This window comes from Mesorhizobium sp. 131-3-5 (assembly GCF_016756575.1).
GTDB lineage: Bacteria > Pseudomonadota > Alphaproteobacteria > Rhizobiales > Rhizobiaceae > Mesorhizobium > Mesorhizobium jarvisii.
On record NZ_AP023254.1, the window covers coordinates 6,414,123 to 6,429,831 of the forward strand.

Genomic DNA, 15,709 nt, shown 5'->3' on the forward strand with positions numbered 1-15,709 from the left:
CACCAATGTCTGACCGGATATTCATCAGCGTCGCGGCCAACGGCCACTCAACGCCTGATCTCGACCACGTTTACGTCTCGTTCTACGGCCCCAAGGGCGGCACGAGAGGCACCGAAACCATCACCCTCGAATCCGCGAAAAAGCTTCGCGACGATCTCACCCGCGAGATCGCCAAAGCGGAGGGCCAGGCCAATGGCTGACCTTCGCACCTCCGACGAGCTGATACAGGCGATCAAAGCGCTGGCGCCGGGCGGTAGTGTCTCAGTTTGAAATTAGGGCTTGGGTCGAAGCGCGATAGCGGCCGTGTCAAGCATTAAATGTTCAGTTTGAAACGACAAGGCGGATACCTGGACGCCCACCGAGATAAAGCCGCTCAACGTCTTCTGGCCTGAAAGCTAAAAGTTCGGCGAGATCGTCGGTTGAATATTTCAGCGTCTCCCGGTGGAAATCCACGATCTTTTTCAGGCGATTTGGGGTTTCAATTTCAATATCGATTGGCTCCTCGCCGTGGAAAACCTTGTTGTACTGAATACTCATAAATTTGTATTGAGATGGGGTGATTATCTTTAGATCATGTGTTCGCCGGATAAGAGCCTTGATCGAAACTTTCCAGTAGGCCTTCACCCTACCAAGGTTCCCGATTTTTGCCCCGGCGAGATATGGCTTGATTTCAGCCGCCGGCATTAAAAAGGCGGCGGCAAAACGATGTGCCTCACTTTCCATTTTCTCGTCTTCGTCGGGAACTGAGTGCATAACCATGTGCCCAAGTTCGTGAGCAAGGGAGAAGCGAAATCTGTCCCCGGGCACATCTTTGTTCATGAAAAAGAGCGGCGGCATTCCTTCGATGCGGAAACTGAGGCCGTCCAGAAGGTTCGTGCCGAAGCGCGCGAGAATGACTATCCCACCGGCATCCTCTATTAGTTCGACAACGCTTTGAATTGGGCCGCGAGGGACCATCCAGTATGCACGGAGGCGCTCGGCTACCTTCTCCGGCGTGAGACCAGCTTCGTCCAGATCAATTTGGGGAATGGGCTTTGCGACCTCAAATTCGTAGGAGCGCAAAAGCTTCGCAATGTGTTGGCGGCGGATATTGATCACAGCACCAATGCGCGCGAGCGGCTTGGCGCCCAACTTGGCGCGCTTCCTGAAATGGAAATGCGGGAACCCCAACGCTCTCTCTCGTTGAAAGAAAAAAGCTCTTGGGAAGCCCAGTGCCGCTGAAATGCGGTCCAAGGCATCGTCACCCGGTTGAGTGTTCAGGCCATGCTCAAGCTTGGAGATGAAAGCTTGCGTTATTCCAGATTTTTGCGCCAGCTCGGCTTGCGTAAACTCGCGCGCGTCCCGCGCGAGTTTCAGCATATCCGGGTTGAATACGTCGCTACCCACCACGCCTCTCTCTTGCTCGCTCTGCATCGAAGTCCGCCCCCTCCATGCCGCCGAACCTTCTCGGCGTGATATCATCCCACCGGGCGACGCCCTCGATCATCGTGACCTGCGCCGTCCAGAAAATGTTATGGCCAATAGGCCGCGCGATCATGATCCGCTCCAAGGCGCTACCAGACGCGTCCATCTGATAGCCGGCGGTGAGCCGATATGCCGGCTCGGGGATTCCTGGCAGCGGTATTTGGTCGTCGTAGTCCTGCTGCTGGCGGGTCTGGTAGTTGCGGTGCTGGCCGTTGGCCCCGACCTTCTTGAAGCGGGTAAGGGTGCTGTCCATGTAGTTCAGAACGTGCAGGCCCCTTACCTTGATCGAATGCAGACCAGCCATTTCGTCGGCGGCCCCGATCATACGTTTTTCTGCATGGGAATAGATGCAGTTCGCCATGGCGCGGTTGTCGTGTTCCGCGCGCGCCTCATTCGAATAGGCTTCGCTGAAGTAGAAAGAAACGGATTCATCAAGGATGCGGTAGATTAGCGGCAGAACCGGCGCTGCCGCCTCCATCGCTTCGTTCTGGTCTGTCTCACGATCAAGCATGACGTGCTCCATGATTCGAAGCAGAACCCTGCTCTCAATCTTGAGCGAAATCAATGCAAAATATAACTGGAAAAATAACTATTCGCGGAAGCGGTGTTTTATCAGTCTTTTTTCCAGCGGCTTTCCGCCGCCTTCTTGGCGATCTCGGCGCGCCTTTCTGGCGTCATGTTCTCGGCGCGCTTCTTGCCGCCCTTCGCGCCAAGAGCCTTGGCGGCAGGGTCTTTGCCATCGTCAACGATGTCGTCAGCTTCCTCGCCAGTAGCAATGCGCATGACGCGGACGGCATTGCCGATCACGTCGGCGGGGCGCTTTTGGCCTTTAGGTCCGGTCGGCATCTTTGTATGGCCTACCTGTGAAACATCGACTGGCGCGGGTTGAACTTCCCTTGGTGCTGTCGTCGATTTTTTTTCTTCTTTTTCTTTTTGGGTATTGGGGGAGCGTCGGGGCTCCAGCCCCAACCCGATGAGGACAGGACGGTTGAACCGCCCCGGTAATCACCACCGCTCTGCCTGCGCACCATCGCGCCTCTCCCCCTATGCTTTCCGCTAAGCATATAGGAGTTTGGTGCGGATCGCGACAAGCGCGGCGTTAAATTTCAAACTGAGACACTACCCGCCGGGCTATTACACCGAGCGCGACGGCTGCAACTGGTATTGCCTCACCTCATACCACGACCGAGTCGCCGAGGAGTTCGCTCGGCGAGACGACGCACGTCGGTGCATCCTCTGGCTCGCCGGCGAGCCGATGCCGGAGGGTTGGCGCATCACCAGGATCAGCAATCTCGTTGCGATCTCGACTGCGGCCAAGGCTACCGCGCGACGATCTGGACACGATCGGTTGCGAAGGCCTTCCCGCTTCGCGCTGCCGCTCTGGAAATTTCTTTGTAACCCACTTGTAACCGGATTGACTACAACCTAAGTTATTGATGCTACTAAGAAATTCCCTACCACGGAGACCAAGACCATGAAGAAGCGCATCGCCCTCGACCTCGTCATCCCGAACCCGAACCAGCCGCGCAAGCATTTCGACCCGGTGAAGCTCCGGGAGCTGGCGGAATCGATCCGCGAGCGTGGCCTTATCCAAGCCATCAGTGTTCGCCCGGTCGACGGCAAGTTCATGATCGTGGGTGGTGAGCGCAGATGGCGCGCTCACCAGCTGATCGAGGCGTCCGACATTCTCTGCGAGGTCGTCAAGATCGACGAGAACGAAATGGCGCTGCAGGCGATCGTGGAAAACCTCGCCCGCGCCGACATCAAGGCGATGGAAGAGGCCCGCGCGTTTCAGGCCATGCTCGACCGCGGCTGGACGGTCGAGAAGCTGGCGAAGGATATCGGCGTCCAGCAGGCGCGCATCACTGCCCGCACGGCGCTGCTCAATCTGGACGAGACCATCCAGTCGCTGGTCGACAGCAATCAGTTCCCGCTCGGACACGCAAACTATCTGGTCGACCTTCCCAAGCACGATCAGATGCAGATCGTGAAGGCATTCACGAGTGGGAAGCTGAAAGACTGGTCGGGCGTCCGCGCTGCCGCGCAGTCGGTCCGCGACCGCATCGAGCAGGGCGGCATGTTCGACGACGACAACACGCCCGAACCTTCGAAGGACGATATCGCTGCCATGAGCAGGATGGAGAAGACGGTCGAGCGCATCATCGCTGCGATCGCCGGCGGCTTCAAGGATGGCGAATGCGTCGCCTTGAAATCGGTCGACCCGACCAAGGCCGACAAGTGGGCCGACACACTGGCAGCGGCTTCGCGCACCATCCGGTCGATGGAGTCGCAACTGCGTCAGGCACATGCCCGCTCGGTGTTGATGTAGGAATCCGCACCGCCGGCTCCGGCCGGCGGCTGTGGTAGGGAGGGGCAGCGGATTGGTCTCCGCTGCCCCATTTTTTTGTCGAGTGTAGAGGCACCGCCAGCGCGCGTCAGTCGCCGGCCTTCCCGTCACTCATGCGACGGTCGTAACGCTCGTCCTTGGCCGCCTCTGGCGGCGCAGTGTTCGATTTCGAGAGTTCCTTGTCTCTCAGCTTGGCGCACCGCTCGCAGCACTGCGAAGTGATCTCCGGCGACAGCCAGCCCGACGGCGCGTCCTGCGCACCGCAAAGCGAGCGGGCGAGACCAACTCCGAGCCGGCGAAAGTAGTGGGGAGTCCCTGCGACGCCCCTCTTTGCCCAGCCCTCGGTGAAACCCTTTTTGTCAGTCATGGCTATCGATGCTCCACCGGGATCACGCGGCCTTTTCGAAAGATGCGCTCGGCCGCGTCGCGGGCGCTGGTGATGGTTTCGCCATCTCGCCTCAAATGACCATTGAAGTAGCGCAACAGGTTCTCCGTGACCGCCTTCCATGCCTCCAGCTCGGTCGGGAAGACCCTTGGCGCGCCACAGGGTCCAAGCACTGGCTCGGCTCTGCCATCCTCGGCAAAGCGCAGCATGGCGTGATGACCACCGACGACAGGCGTTGTGAAGCCCGCGAAATGGTTCAAAGCATGCACTCCTGGCGGACAGAATTGGGGTGTGGTGGTATGACCTTGCGCGGGACCTCCATCGGCAAGTCCGCCTCGGCGAAAGTCTTGGCGAGAAGGTTGGTTGCAGACGGCTCGCAGAGAATATTAGCGATCGGGAACATACGGCTCCTGCGGGAGTTTCTTGGCTGAAGGGACCTCTGGGAGGTTGCTATGAGAAAACTGTTCCTTGCGTCGGTGATTGCGATCGCCTCTGCCGCAGCCACGGTCGTGCCTGCGGATGCACAGTTCTTCGGTCTTGGCCCGTTCGGCGGCTTCGGCCCGTTTGGGGGTGGCCCGTTCTACGGCGGCGGCCCGTTTTACGACTATGGCGGCCGCTATTACGGCCCCCGCTACTATCGCGACGGCTACGTGGTCCGCTACCCGCATCGCTACTACTACCGACACCGTGACTATCGGCGCTGCCACGTGAAGTGGGTGAGACACTGGCACCATCACCGCCGGGTGGTGGAACGCGTTCGGGTTTGCCGGTACTGACAAGGCTGAGATCGGCTGCGGTTGCTGGATCTTAACCTCGGCTGACGAGCGGATGTGCTTCATGCTGCCGCTCCCGGCTGATAGTGCTTCCAGTCGACACGGTTGATGATGGTCGGCCCGGCATATTCCCCGACAAGGTTTTGCTCCCAGACCACCCAGCAGGTATTCATGCGAGACGATGCTTCGTTGCCATCCCAACCATCGCGGTGCATCATCGGGAGACGGCGGGAGAAGATGTGGACGCGCGCCGGCTTGCACTCGTCCATGGCGTAGTTGCGGTCGGGATCGTCGAAGCCGCAGAGGAAATTCAGGTTGAGCAGCAGCGCCATTTTCGGCGGCCGGTGCACGCGCAGCGCATGCGCGACGAAAGCATTGAGCACCGAGCCGTAGGGCGGGTTGGAGACGATATCATCGCCGCCCTCGCCTGCCTCGCTGGTGAGGAAGTCTTGCACGTCCTGCACGACGCCATGGCGATCGATGGTGCCATAGTCGATGAGATCGGAAAGCACGACTTCGTAGCCTGCCGCCTCCAGCATGCGCGAGATTGCGCCGCGACCGCATGCCGGTTCCTTGATCCGGCCGGCGAAGGTCTCCAGCGCCAGGAGCGTGTGCATCGCTTCCGGACACGTCTCGTAGAGATTGTTGCCCCGCTCGGCGGCGCTGGCGCTGTCGGTGCCGATCGCCACGCGCAGGTTCGCGCGGCTCGGCTCGAGTCCGGCGGCGACGCGGCCGGCGATGGCGCGCTCGACAATGCCAGGATCTCGCCGCTCGGCATCGGCCAGCCTGCGCGCTTCGTGGATTTCCCTTCGCGTCAGTCCCGCCTCGGCCGCAGTGAAACCGTTCTCGTCTGGAACGGTTTTTTTCGGTCGCCCGCCCTTCGATGCCTGGCCTTTTTGCTGCGCGGCGGACCATTCGGTTGCGATCGTGATTTTGGCGCGGGTCTCGATCAGCAGGGCATCGCCTTGAAGCCGTCGTGCCTTGGCAATCAGATGCTCGCCGGCATGGAAGCGCGCGGCATAGCTGCCTGCCGCCTTCGCCTGGTCGTAGGCACCAGAGGCCAGCATCCGAGCGAAGGCGACGTCACCGTCGTCGAACAGCATCCGGGCTCGCTCGATGACCTGCGCGAGACCGGAATCGTCGAAAGGGACAACAGCGTCCATGGCCTATGCCATTTCCGCCAGCTTGGCCCGCGCCGGGTCGATCACGTCAAGCGTGGTGCGTATCTGGAACAGATCGGCATCAGTGTCCTGGTGGCACTTGTCGCGAACCGCCTTGGCGTCGGCCACGATCCTTTCATAGTCGGCGGTCGCGGTGGCCTTGATCGCCTCCAGCTCGGCTTCCTTTTTGCGCGCCTGTTCGACGATGCGTTTCAGGACGTTGCCGGCATTGGAGATCATGGTGCGAACTGACCGCTTCGGCTTGTCAGCTTCGGCGGACAGCGCATTGTCGACGGCTGCGAGCAGATCATCATCGTCGTCGATCGGCTCACCGGCGGAATTTTGTACGACTGGCATGTTCATTTCAGCTGATCCTCAGGTGAATGCCGCGACACGACACGCGCGGGATTGCGCGGCCGCGAAGACGGCGAAAGAAACGGGAAAGGCGGGCGCTCATTGCGCTTGATCGCCGTATTGATCGGCAACGACGGCGCCGACGATTTCGTCGATCCACGCCTCGCGCCACCAAGCCGTCTTGCGGTAGGTCGGAAGGTTGCTGGCGGCAGACCCCATCCCGGAGCCGTAGCCGCAGCATCTGGCGATGCTGATCCTGCGAGCATCGGGGAACGCGTCGACCAGAGCCGCGAAGGCAATGTGCCGTCCGCGTGACTCCCGCTGCGCAACCTGCCCGAGGGCCGTCAAGACAGGGTTCGTCCCAGCCAGACGACAGGCCATGACGATGGCGAACGCGATCTGATCGGCTGTCGGAAACATCAGATTACCCCCGCAGCGAACCGGTCAGCTTCCCGATCAGCTTGCCGTTTGAGGAGTGCGATCAGCTCGGCATGGGACCAGACGGTCGAGCGCAGCGCGGCGGCTTCGGCCATGAGCACGCTGTTCAGCGTTTCGAGACTGGCGCGGTACCAGTGCTGCCCGAGATGACCGTTCGCCAGGAACCGCTCGGCCGCCAGCACAAGGGTGCGCGCCACCACCAGCCCGGGCGTCCAGAGGACGTTGGCGAAGTGAAGCCTCTCCCATCGGCCAGGTTGCAGCTGGGGGAGCAGCGCTTCGATATTCTCGGCCGGGGCAAGACGGAACACGCCGGGATCGGCATCGAAGCCGACGGCAGTGACCGCGGCATAGCCGGCGCTCTTGCGGCGCTCCACCAGGTTGCGGCTCATCGCGATGTCACACGGCATTTTCTTGGGCCTCGCGCCGGCGACGGTTTTCCTCGCGCTTGCGTTCCTTCCGGCGCCGCTCGATTTCCCGGATCGTCAGACGACGGAAACCACGGCTAGTGCGGACCAGCCCGAACTCCTGCTCGATGCCGGCGAGGATCTGGCCCAGCACCCGGCTCTTGATGTCGTGCAGCGACTGCCTCGACATGATGTCGATGCGGTGTCTGTCCCAGACGCGGGTGCAGAACTCCGGACCATGACCGCCGGCGTGGGCGAGGAAGGTGCGCTTATAGCGGAGCGCATCTTGGCCTTGCCGTCCTGCCCGCACGAAGCGCAGCAGGTCCATGATGTCGACCATCCGGTCGGCGGCCGACTGGTGAACCACGATCCGAACTTCGGACGTGTCGTATTGGGGCATGCCGTCCTGGAGGCGCGACCGCTCGCGGATAAAGGCCTCGCCTTCGGTCTCTCGGGACGAAGGCATCGCCGACCCCATCCGTGACACCATGCGGCGCTCGACGTTCTGCATCTGCCGTTGCGTGTCGACGGCATCGGCAAAGAGCAGCCAGAGCAGATCACGCGGCGTGGGCAGGCCCCGCTTGTTCTTCGTGAAAAAGATGTCCTCGGCATGCCGCATGTGCTCGATGAAGCGGTCGATCCGCTTCTCCTTGTCGGCCGGCGTATCGAGAAAAAGACGTCCCATTCAATCAATCCCGACCTGCCGAAGCAGGTGCCGTTTCAGTTACAGATGTTGCCATTTTGGTTACACTCTGGGCAAGCGAAAGATCGCTCGGCCACCGTGTTTTCCGCAGGATGCGGCGACACTTAATCGTGCTTTCCACGCCCCTCTCGCCATATTGGCGACGGATGGAGCCCAGCCATGCGCCCCACTCGGGCCGCTCCGGCGTGATGACAAAATCCCCGTCCTTGTCGATCGGCGGCGCGCCATGGAACTCGAGGAACAGCTGCTTTTTCATGAAGGGGATCATCAAGGGCTTTTCCTTCCGAAGGATCATGGTCGTTCGGTAGGGCTCGGCCTCAGCCAGGACGATGGCGCGATGCTCGGCGCTGAGCCTGAAGAACTCTTTCGACGCGGCCTCACGGCTGTCAGGGCGCGACTTCTCAGGCCATGTCGACCACAAGATATCAAAATCCCCCCCGCCTAGCGCGTCAGCGCGCCCTGGAGGTTCTCTTACTGGTTCTCTTACAAGGTTAGTGTCCGGATTCCGGACACGGCTATTGGCATTTTCCGGACACGGCTTTGCCTCTTTTCCGGACACGGCTCCGTGTCCGGATTCCGGACTCGGCACCACCACATCTTGTTCCGCCACGAAGTCGGCCTCGAACGAGAACCGGTAGCGCGTGTTCTCCTGCTGCTTGGTGCGGGGGTTGATATGCTGCTCGCGGCGGATGAGGCCGATGCGCTCCAGGATCTTGAGATGTTCGTTGAGCGCGGACCGCGACATCTCGCAGTCATAGGCAAGCTTGTCCTGGGAGGGGAAGCAGCCGAGGTCGGGGTTGTGGCGGTCGCAGAGGTGCCACAGCACCACCCTGGTCGCTGGCTTCAATCCGCGCTGGGTGATTGCCCAATTGGTTGCAGCGTGGCTCATGCCCCTGCACCACGGGTGGGCGCATAGGTGCAGGTGTATCCGCAGCGCCGCCACGGATAACCCGACCCCGCTTCTGTTTCGACGTACATGTCGCTCTCTCAACGTGAGGAGCGGCAATTCCTACAAATTACAAATGGTATTGCCGTTCAAATTCTAGCTAAGCACCGCCCCGATTGCCGTAATCGTGGCGGCAAGTATTTCCTTCGTTTTAGCCGCGCCGACCGTCTCTTCGAGATATGCCGCCGCCGCGACCATATGGACTGTCGCCGCGCGCTCGGCGGCAGACAATCCAATGCTCCTGGCTATCATACAGAAGCCGGCCATCACGGTTTTTACTTCACCGTGTAAGGTCGGTCCGTCGTCCGTCTGCTTCATTTATTTCAATTCCTCCTTAAATGTTTCCGACTGAAACATTTCGCGTGGCACCAATGGTGCCAAGTCGACGAAGAATGAAATCAAGTCTTCGCGCGCAAGGGCCGTGGCATAGTCAACGCCGCTCTCTGGCATCAGCAACCTTCGCCAATGGATCGTTTGCCGGCGCCAGCGAGGACCCGGCTTTCTGGCAAAGGCGGTTGTAGCGGCCGAGCAGATCGAAGATGGCTTTGCCGTTCCAGTTGGACGCATTGCCGTACCACGCCTCACGGACGCGCCAGTGACCGCGCGGATAGCCCAGGTTGTCACAAGCCGCGTTGATCTGCGCCTTGATGCCCATGCCCGGTTTGATAGGACCCGCGGCCTTGAAGACCACGTCTTGTAGCTCTGCTGCAATGTCTTGCATCGATTCCTCACGAACAACAGGAGAAGGAACGACGAACAGTCGGGATTCTCGGATGCCCTGTCGGACACCTCCAACGATTTCCGCGTCAATGTCGCGACCGGGACAAGGAGGCTGCGGATGACCGATGACGACAACACCTGGACACCCATAGGCCTCGCGGCCTGGAGCGTTGTCGAGAATACCGACCAACTTCGGACGGATAGAGGGAACTTGTTGATTGTACCTCGGGCTAGGCCGAAGCCAGTCGCTTCGCAACGACATCAGCTGCCTCCTTGCCCAACCAATCGCTTGCCGTCACCTCGCCGTCGGTCATAACGACGATACGGTCGAGGTATGGTTGCTTCGGCATCCGGCCAGCCTCGTAGCGGTCGACCGACAATCGGGTGCAACCGATTTCGCGGCCGACCTGGGCCGTACTCAGGCCGCGCCCCACGCGCCACTTCTTCAGCCGCGCGCCGGGTGCCGTTTCAAGGGGATGATCAGCTTCCATGCGCTGGATTTGGCACCAATCTGGTTACAAGTCAACGTTTGTAACCAGATTGGCACAGTTTCGCTGTGAAATAATTTGCGGTAACGACTCGATATGAGCAATGGCATCAAGCACTTCCGCGAGAAGAAGGGTATCAGCAAGGCTGAGCTGGCGCGACGCGTGGGCATCACTCGCCAGCACCTCGGCCGCCTGGAGGAGGATGAGCGGAAGCTGTCGGCAAAGTGGGCTGAGAAGATCGCTCCATTTCTCGATTGCCAGCCGCAAGAGCTGCTTTTTCCAGACCTTAGCCAGATTGATCTGACCAAGTTCAACAGCGTCTTCGAAATCCTCAAAGGCAATGATCCCAAGCCGGAATCCCCGGCTATTGCGCTCGACGCCGACTTCCTGGAGCGCATGGTGCCAGACGTGTCTGCGCACAACCTCCGGTTCATGATGGTCGACGCCTACCAGGCCAACGGACTTGTAACCAAAGGTGATGCGCTTGTCATCGATACGGATGACAGCGAGCCGAATCGACCGGGCCTCTATGCCCTTGACATCGCCGGCGTGGTGCAGTGGCGGTACCTGTCCCCTATGACGTCAGGCGCCGTACAGGTCCACAGCGACAACAGCGCTGCGAACAATGAGACCGTCGACCCGAAGGATTTGAAGGTCGTCGGCCGCGCCCGCCTGCGGATTTCGACATTGTGAGGTGATTTTTTTTGCCCCGGTTGTAACCATTTTGGCTACACCCCTTGCAAAACGAACCAAATCGGTTACGATCACTTCACGCAGAAGGATCGCTAGACCGATGGCCCAGTTTCCCCTGGTTGTATTTCTCCATCAAGGCTCGCGGTCTGGTGTCGAGTATCTGCGTGTTCCCGGCCGGGTTGGTGCCTGCACCCCCGCACCCCACGTCCAGCACCAGCTCGGTCGGGTTCTCCCAATCTGAAGGCAGACCGCACCCACGACCGCTTTGTCGTGCCCTTTGTGGTGCCAAAATGGTTTCACGTGTAACGCAAAAGGATACAGACGATGACGGTGGACCAATACGCCTGGTGGCGTCAGGCCCTAGAACTGGCTGGCGGATATCGCGAGCTGACCCACGATCAACTGCTCCAGCTTGGCCCCTCGGCCGACAGCCCGGAGTCAGGATTTTTCAGGAACCGTCCGTTCAAGGATGCGCCGCTTGTTCCCGTCGCCATCTGGCGCGACGCGTCGGGCACAATCTTCTGCCTGCAGAACGACAAGGAAGCGGAGGCCGACAAGGTCTGGAATTACGCCTGCCGCAACCCGATCACCGAAGCGCTCTATCATTCGGTGCTGGCGGGCGGCGCATGGCCGGACGAGCCGCCGTCGGTGGCCAAGGAACATAACCTTCCGCCGAATACTGGCGACCTCCACAAGGATCTCGCGAGTGAGCTGGCGGCCGAGAAAGAGACGGTCGAGAGATTCCTGAAAAAGCCGATCGAGACCCAGGAGCAGGCCGATCAAGCCGGTGTGTGGGCAAAACGGCTCGCCGGCATTGCCAAGAAGGCGGATGAGCAATTCACGGTCGAGAAAAGGCCGTGGCTCGATGGCGGCAATGCCGTCGACGAGAAATGGCGCGACGTTCGGACCGAATCCAGCGGTCTCGCCAAGAAGCTGAAAAAGCACGGTGAGGCTTGGCTGCAGGAGCAGGACCGGCTGGAGCAGGAACGCCAGCGCAAGGCCCGTGAGGAAGCCGCTCGCATTCAGCGCGAGGCCGAGGCCGCGGCACAGCGCGCTGCCGACGCCGCGCGCGGCGCCGAGGAGGAGAAAGCCAGGCGTGAAGCCGACACCTCTCCCGGCATCGCCAGCTTGTTCGCGCAGGAGAGCGAACAGGAAGCCAAGCGCCTCGAGGCCGAGAAGGAAGCCGATCGCTTGGCCCAGCAGGCGGCAGATGCCCAACGCGAGGCTCTGGCCCGCCCGGTGTTCGCCGGCAGGACCGGCGCGAAGGTGTCTCTCCACACCTATTGGGTCGCGAAGATCACCGATTACGACGCGCTCGTCCTGGCCTTGAAGAACGATCCCGAGGTGCGGGACGCCGTTGAAAAGGTCGCCGGTCGCCTCGCCCGCAACAAAGACGCCACCCTGCCAGCCGGCATGGAGCGGGTTCCAGACAAGAGGGCAGCATGACCGACCAGAAGATCGTCGCCGTGAAATTCGGCGAGGGTGACAAGACCTATGACTATTTTGCCGGGGCCTTCGACGTCGCAGTCGGCCAGCGCGTCATGATCCCGGTTCGCGGCAAGGACATGTCGGTCACGGTCGCAGAGGTCAAGGACCATTCCGAAGCGGCCAAGGTCGCCATCCTCGGAATAGACGTGCGCACCGACGAGCAGCGCGCCGCCAAGCACCCGAACAGGCAGCGCCAGTGGGCGCCCGACGGGACATTGCTAGACGAGAACGGCAACCGGTCGATCTTCGACGACGTGGACCAGTAGCCATGAGCTGGGTGCGCCTCGCCATCATCATTCTCTGGCTGCCGGTCAGTCTGTTCGCGTTTTTCGGAACGCTACAGCGCGAGCTCCGGTCGGCCTTGTGGTTCGCGTGGAACGCCATGCGGATCGAACACGACGCAATGCGCCACACCTGGCGCGTCAACCGCTTCAACCCCGAGGATTGGCAATGAACGAACGAGCACAGGTACCGGCTCTAATGGTCGGCGGCGCTATCAGCGCCATCATCCCTCAGTCGATCGAGGAAACGTGGCGTCTCGCGACCATGATCGTCGAGGCAGGCCTGGCACCGCAGGCCCTTGTCGGCAGAGAGCCAAATGCGGATGCCGGCGACGAAGCCTATAAGCGCTGGGGCAAGAAGGGCACCAGCGCGGTCGCGATCGTCATCATGTCGGGCGCGGAACTCGGGCTGCCGCCCATGGTGGCGTTGCGCAGCTTCACCGTCATCGGCGGTAAGCCGGCGCTCTACGGCGACGGTCTGATCAACGTCGTTCGCAAATCGGGCAGAGCCAAGTCGCTAGAGCTGGGCTATCTGCGCGATGCTTCGAAGGAAGCGCTCCTCAATCTCGGCCTGTCCAAGGACGTGGTCGCTCAGATGAACACCGTCGACGAGCGCACCATAGGCTGGTGCAAGGCGGCGCGCGCCGACACTGGAGAGGTGAAGGTCGAGGCCTACTCGGTCGCAGATGCCAAGCAAGCCGGGCTTTGGGACGAACGCCCGACCCGTCGCGGCAAGGTCTGGAAGAACAACCAACAGGTGTGGGACGATGTCCCCAACGACTCCTCTTGGTTCCGTCATCCCAAGCGGATGAAGCAATGGCGCGCGGCGGGCTTCTGCCTACGCGAGCTTTTCGGCGACGTCCTGGGCGGTATCCGAGACGAGTTCGAGGCCCGCGACATTGCCGGCGACGTGATCGACCATGACGACGAACCGGTCGCCGTTACGAGGAAGCTCACGCCACCATCGCCGCCCAAGCCGCCGAGCCCGGATGCGCCACGTGGCATAGACAGGATACCCGACAACGGCTTCGACAAGGACTTGCTCGACGTGCGCGACGGCGACGAAGAGGGCGAGGCTTTCAGCTACGGGAAGTTCTTCGATGACTTTCAGAACGCAATCGACAGCACCGCCAACGAGGCCGAGGTTGAGGACGTCTGGACTGACTTCGACGTGGAAGCCCGGTTCCAGGACGACGCCGACAGCCGCCGATTGGCGGACGATATCAAGGCGCGTCGGCTGACCGCAATCTCGTCGCACGGCGGCTGACATGGCCGGCCGCATCGCAATCCTTCCCGACCATGGCGCCCAGGTTCTCGGTCCGCCCGAGAACTGGCGGCCGCGCGCGCTCAGCGTCCGCGAAAAACTGGAGATCGTCGTGCGCCAAGGGGGCAAAGAGCCCAGCGGCGCCCGGCTCAACCCGCTCGACGGGGTCCAGTTCGACCACGACCCGGCGCTACAGCGGCGGCGCTGGAGCATTGAAGCGCAGGACACTATCCCGCCCTCGTGTTGCCTTGAGCACATTGTTGCGCTGAACAAGCCGACCCACGGGAGCAAGACGGCCAAGGTCGACGTGCCCGAGATCGCAAAGCTCAAGCGCCTCGAGGGGCGCACCGGCCAGAAAAAGATCAAGCGGAAGATCCCCGGGCAGAAGCTGCAGTCGAGACCCTTTCCGAAGCTCAAGAGAGGGTTCCGGTGATGCGTTCGAGCTACAGCGAAATGGCCGTGACGCAGGCCTTCGTGTTCATCACCGACAACTGCCGGCCGGGATCGATGAGCGTCACCAATGACGCCGAGCGCGTGGTGCAGGAGTGCCTCGGCATCTACGGCGAGCGCCGCATCATCTACCGCGACAGCGAAGGCGAGTGGGCCGAGCTGCTGCACACCGGCATCCAGTTCCGGGGCTTCGCGCCGTTCGAGGGCGACATACCAGGTCAGGAGCGGGCAGCATGACGCCGGTCCAGAAGAATCTCGCCCGCCATGCACTTGGTCTCGACGGCCGGCACAAGCAAACCTGGCGCAACCACTTCGTCACCGGCGAAGGCAGCACCGACTATCCCCATTGGGTGGCCATGGTCGAGGCTGGCTGGGCGACGAGACGAACGGGCTCGGTCCTTACCGGCGGCGATGACCTTTTCCGCCTCACGCGGGCCGGCGCGGAATTGGCGGTGAAGCGCGGCGAAGCCCTCGATCCGGAAGCATTTCCAGTGGTGCCGGCATGACGCCGATCGAGTTTGCCCAGCGCTGCGCCAGGATTGCATCAAGAGCGTCGGCATGGGCCGGCGACGTTCTCGATACCAGCACCGAAAAACCGGCCCGTCGCGAAGATGTCGAACGCTTCATCACCGAGATGCGCGAACGTCTCAATTACATCGAGGAGAAACTGAATGGCTGACCAAATCACGCATCCCCCTCGCCTCTCTGACCTGCAGTTGCAGATCACGCAGGCGCAGACGCAGGCAAAAATGGATTTGCTGGAGCGCACGAACGAGAGACTGACGAGCCACCTGCAAGCGATCTTCGACGGCATCGGCCGCAACGAACAGGTCGAGCTGGTCTATCCCGGTGGCGAACTGGTGTTGATCACCAAGGCTCGGCCGCGCCGGGCTGGCGAGGGTGGCGAGTGATGCCGATCCTCTCCGTCTACATCGACGAAAAGACGGCAGCTCGCATGCGCTCGATTGCGGCCGAGAAGGGCCGGTCGGTCGAGGAGCTTGCAGAGTGCGCCGTCTCCGAAGCCGCGCTCAACTATTTCAGGCTCGCGCCAATCAACTCGGATCCTGGTCGTGCCGATGGCGGCACGAAGATCATCACCACCCACACCAACATCGCGGGGGCATCATGAGCGCCGCCTTCCTGTTCCTCGGCGCGATCATCCTTCTCGGGGCGGTCGCGCATAGGGCATACATCGAAATCACCGGCAACGGCATGGCGGTTGAGACCTCCGTGCTTCTGATCTGGATCGCGAGTTTGGGTGCCTTCCTTATCGTATGCGGCGCGCTGTTGGGAGCGCTGTGATGGACAGTGCATTTGGACATGTCCAAACCGAAATTGATCCGCGAGACGT

At 61.2% G+C, this 15,709-nt stretch carries 29 protein-coding genes; 15 read left to right on the plus strand and 14 right to left on the minus strand.

The window, feature by feature from the left end:
* Positions 1–5 precede the first annotated feature (5 nt).
* Positions 6–200, plus strand: coding sequence for a hypothetical protein (locus JG747_RS31230; RefSeq protein WP_202360758.1), 195 nt, complete (start codon positions 6–8; stop codon positions 198–200).
* Positions 201–321: 121 nt separating this feature from the next.
* Here JG747_RS31230 and JG747_RS31235 read toward each other — a convergent pair whose 3' ends face one another.
* The 3 genes from JG747_RS31235 to JG747_RS31245 all read right to left on the minus strand — a co-directional run bounded on the left by JG747_RS31235 (position 322) and on the right by JG747_RS31245 (position 2,271).
* Positions 322–1,413 carry a helix-turn-helix domain-containing protein gene (locus tag JG747_RS31235; protein WP_202360759.1) on the minus strand — a complete coding sequence of 364 codons (1,092 nt, stop codon included), beginning with the start codon at positions 1,411–1,413 and terminating at the stop codon, positions 322–324.
* Entirely contained in the window at positions 1,379–1,975 is a 597-nt protein-coding gene (locus JG747_RS31240) for a hypothetical protein (protein ID WP_202360760.1), read from the minus strand. Before JG747_RS31240 ends, JG747_RS31235 begins: the two co-directional genes overlap by 35 nt.
* A 101-nt stretch (positions 1,976–2,076) precedes the next feature.
* A complete protein-coding gene (locus tag JG747_RS31245) occupies positions 2,077–2,271 on the minus strand; it encodes an RNA-binding protein (RefSeq protein ID WP_342216758.1) in 195 nt (64 codons plus the stop codon).
* Between the two features lie 667 nt (positions 2,272–2,938).
* Between JG747_RS31245 and JG747_RS31250 the strand changes: the two genes are divergently transcribed.
* Positions 2,939–3,793 carry a ParB/RepB/Spo0J family partition protein gene (locus JG747_RS31250; RefSeq protein ID WP_202360761.1) on the plus strand — a complete coding sequence of 285 codons (855 nt, stop codon included), beginning with the start codon at positions 2,939–2,941 and terminating at the stop codon, positions 3,791–3,793.
* Positions 3,794–3,899: 106 nt separating this feature from the next.
* Here JG747_RS31250 and JG747_RS31255 read toward each other — a convergent pair whose 3' ends face one another.
* The gene (locus tag JG747_RS31255) at positions 3,900–4,178 is read right to left on the minus strand and encodes a hypothetical protein (protein ID WP_202360762.1); all 279 of its coding nucleotides are present in this window, start codon (positions 4,176–4,178) and stop codon (positions 3,900–3,902) included.
* 2 nt (positions 4,179–4,180) lie between these two features.
* Positions 4,181–4,456 (minus strand): hypothetical protein, encoded by a 276-nt coding sequence (locus tag JG747_RS31260; protein ID WP_202360763.1) that lies wholly within the window; start codon positions 4,454–4,456, stop codon positions 4,181–4,183.
* 192 nt (positions 4,457–4,648) lie between these two features.
* On the opposite strand from JG747_RS31260, the gene JG747_RS31265 reads away from it, so the two are divergent.
* Positions 4,649–4,972 carry a hypothetical protein gene (locus JG747_RS31265; RefSeq protein ID WP_202360764.1) on the plus strand — a complete coding sequence of 108 codons (324 nt, stop codon included), beginning with the start codon at positions 4,649–4,651 and terminating at the stop codon, positions 4,970–4,972.
* A 59-nt stretch (positions 4,973–5,031) separates the two neighbouring features.
* Here JG747_RS31265 and JG747_RS31270 read toward each other — a convergent pair whose 3' ends face one another.
* The 9 genes from JG747_RS31270 to JG747_RS31310 all read right to left on the minus strand — a co-directional run bounded on the left by JG747_RS31270 (position 5,032) and on the right by JG747_RS31310 (position 10,185).
* On the minus strand, positions 5,032–6,132 hold the full coding sequence (locus JG747_RS31270; RefSeq protein WP_202360765.1) for an SAM-dependent methyltransferase: 1,101 nt from the start codon (positions 6,130–6,132) through the stop codon (positions 5,032–5,034).
* A gap of 3 nt (positions 6,133–6,135) precedes the next feature.
* The gene (locus JG747_RS31275; RefSeq protein ID WP_202360766.1) at positions 6,136–6,492 is read right to left on the minus strand and encodes a hypothetical protein; all 357 of its coding nucleotides are present in this window, start codon (positions 6,490–6,492) and stop codon (positions 6,136–6,138) included.
* Between the two features lie 90 nt (positions 6,493–6,582).
* Positions 6,583–6,903 carry a hypothetical protein gene (locus JG747_RS31280; protein ID WP_202360767.1) on the minus strand — a complete coding sequence of 107 codons (321 nt, stop codon included), beginning with the start codon at positions 6,901–6,903 and terminating at the stop codon, positions 6,583–6,585.
* The gene (locus JG747_RS31285; protein ID WP_202360768.1) at positions 6,903–7,310 is read right to left on the minus strand and encodes a hypothetical protein; all 408 of its coding nucleotides are present in this window, start codon (positions 7,308–7,310) and stop codon (positions 6,903–6,905) included. The genes JG747_RS31280 and JG747_RS31285 overlap by 1 nt, the downstream gene beginning before the upstream one ends.
* 7 nt (positions 7,311–7,317) lie before the next feature.
* Positions 7,318–8,010, minus strand: coding sequence for a hypothetical protein (locus tag JG747_RS31290; protein WP_202360769.1), 693 nt, complete (start codon positions 8,008–8,010; stop codon positions 7,318–7,320).
* Positions 8,011–8,014: 4 nt separating this feature from the next.
* On the minus strand, positions 8,015–8,917 hold the full coding sequence (locus JG747_RS31295) for a helix-turn-helix domain-containing protein (RefSeq protein WP_202360770.1): 903 nt from the start codon (positions 8,915–8,917) through the stop codon (positions 8,015–8,017).
* A gap of 153 nt (positions 8,918–9,070) precedes the next feature.
* Complete coding sequence (locus JG747_RS31300; RefSeq protein WP_202360771.1) at positions 9,071–9,292, minus strand: hypothetical protein; 222 nt, start codon at positions 9,290–9,292, stop codon at positions 9,071–9,073.
* A gap of 112 nt (positions 9,293–9,404) precedes the next feature.
* A complete protein-coding gene (locus JG747_RS31305; protein WP_202360772.1) occupies positions 9,405–9,695 on the minus strand; it encodes a hypothetical protein in 291 nt (96 codons plus the stop codon).
* A 229-nt stretch (positions 9,696–9,924) separates the two neighbouring features.
* Positions 9,925–10,185 carry a helix-turn-helix domain-containing protein gene (locus JG747_RS31310; protein ID WP_202360773.1) on the minus strand — a complete coding sequence of 87 codons (261 nt, stop codon included), beginning with the start codon at positions 10,183–10,185 and terminating at the stop codon, positions 9,925–9,927.
* Positions 10,186–10,278: 93 nt separating this feature from the next.
* Here JG747_RS31310 and JG747_RS31315 point away from each other — a divergent pair, with 93 nt between their 5' ends.
* The 12 genes from JG747_RS31315 to JG747_RS31370 all read left to right on the plus strand — a co-directional run bounded on the left by JG747_RS31315 (position 10,279) and on the right by JG747_RS31370 (position 15,660).
* Positions 10,279–10,875: a helix-turn-helix transcriptional regulator gene (locus JG747_RS31315; protein WP_202360774.1), complete on the plus strand. Its 597-nt coding sequence runs from the start codon at positions 10,279–10,281 to the stop codon at positions 10,873–10,875.
* Between the two features lie 324 nt (positions 10,876–11,199).
* A complete protein-coding gene (locus JG747_RS31320) occupies positions 11,200–12,321 on the plus strand; it encodes a hypothetical protein (RefSeq protein ID WP_202360775.1) in 1,122 nt (373 codons plus the stop codon).
* On the plus strand, positions 12,318–12,629 hold the full coding sequence (locus tag JG747_RS31325) for a hypothetical protein (RefSeq protein ID WP_202360776.1): 312 nt from the start codon (positions 12,318–12,320) through the stop codon (positions 12,627–12,629). The genes JG747_RS31320 and JG747_RS31325 overlap by 4 nt, the downstream gene beginning before the upstream one ends.
* A gap of 2 nt (positions 12,630–12,631) precedes the next feature.
* On the plus strand, positions 12,632–12,817 hold the full coding sequence (locus JG747_RS31330; RefSeq protein ID WP_202360777.1) for a hypothetical protein: 186 nt from the start codon (positions 12,632–12,634) through the stop codon (positions 12,815–12,817).
* A 26-nt stretch (positions 12,818–12,843) separates the two neighbouring features.
* A complete protein-coding gene (locus tag JG747_RS31335) occupies positions 12,844–13,911 on the plus strand; it encodes a hypothetical protein (protein ID WP_244748286.1) in 1,068 nt (355 codons plus the stop codon).
* A gap of 1 nt (position 13,912) precedes the next feature.
* The gene (locus JG747_RS31340; protein ID WP_202360778.1) at positions 13,913–14,341 is read left to right on the plus strand and encodes a hypothetical protein; all 429 of its coding nucleotides are present in this window, start codon (positions 13,913–13,915) and stop codon (positions 14,339–14,341) included.
* The gene (locus JG747_RS31345) at positions 14,341–14,595 is read left to right on the plus strand and encodes a hypothetical protein (protein ID WP_202360779.1); all 255 of its coding nucleotides are present in this window, start codon (positions 14,341–14,343) and stop codon (positions 14,593–14,595) included. The genes JG747_RS31340 and JG747_RS31345 overlap by 1 nt, the downstream gene beginning before the upstream one ends.
* A complete protein-coding gene (locus JG747_RS31350; RefSeq protein WP_202360780.1) occupies positions 14,592–14,864 on the plus strand; it encodes a hypothetical protein in 273 nt (90 codons plus the stop codon). The genes JG747_RS31345 and JG747_RS31350 overlap by 4 nt, the downstream gene beginning before the upstream one ends.
* On the plus strand, positions 14,861–15,037 hold the full coding sequence (locus JG747_RS31355; RefSeq protein WP_202360781.1) for a hypothetical protein: 177 nt from the start codon (positions 14,861–14,863) through the stop codon (positions 15,035–15,037). The genes JG747_RS31350 and JG747_RS31355 overlap by 4 nt, the downstream gene beginning before the upstream one ends.
* Positions 15,030–15,269 carry a hypothetical protein gene (locus JG747_RS31360; protein ID WP_202360782.1) on the plus strand — a complete coding sequence of 80 codons (240 nt, stop codon included), beginning with the start codon at positions 15,030–15,032 and terminating at the stop codon, positions 15,267–15,269. The genes JG747_RS31355 and JG747_RS31360 overlap by 8 nt, the downstream gene beginning before the upstream one ends.
* Positions 15,269–15,487: a ribbon-helix-helix domain-containing protein gene (locus JG747_RS31365; RefSeq protein WP_202360783.1), complete on the plus strand. Its 219-nt coding sequence runs from the start codon at positions 15,269–15,271 to the stop codon at positions 15,485–15,487. The genes JG747_RS31360 and JG747_RS31365 overlap by 1 nt, the downstream gene beginning before the upstream one ends.
* A complete protein-coding gene (locus JG747_RS31370; RefSeq protein ID WP_202360784.1) occupies positions 15,484–15,660 on the plus strand; it encodes a hypothetical protein in 177 nt (58 codons plus the stop codon). Before JG747_RS31365 ends, JG747_RS31370 begins: the two co-directional genes overlap by 4 nt.
* Positions 15,661–15,709: the final 49 nt, after the last annotated feature.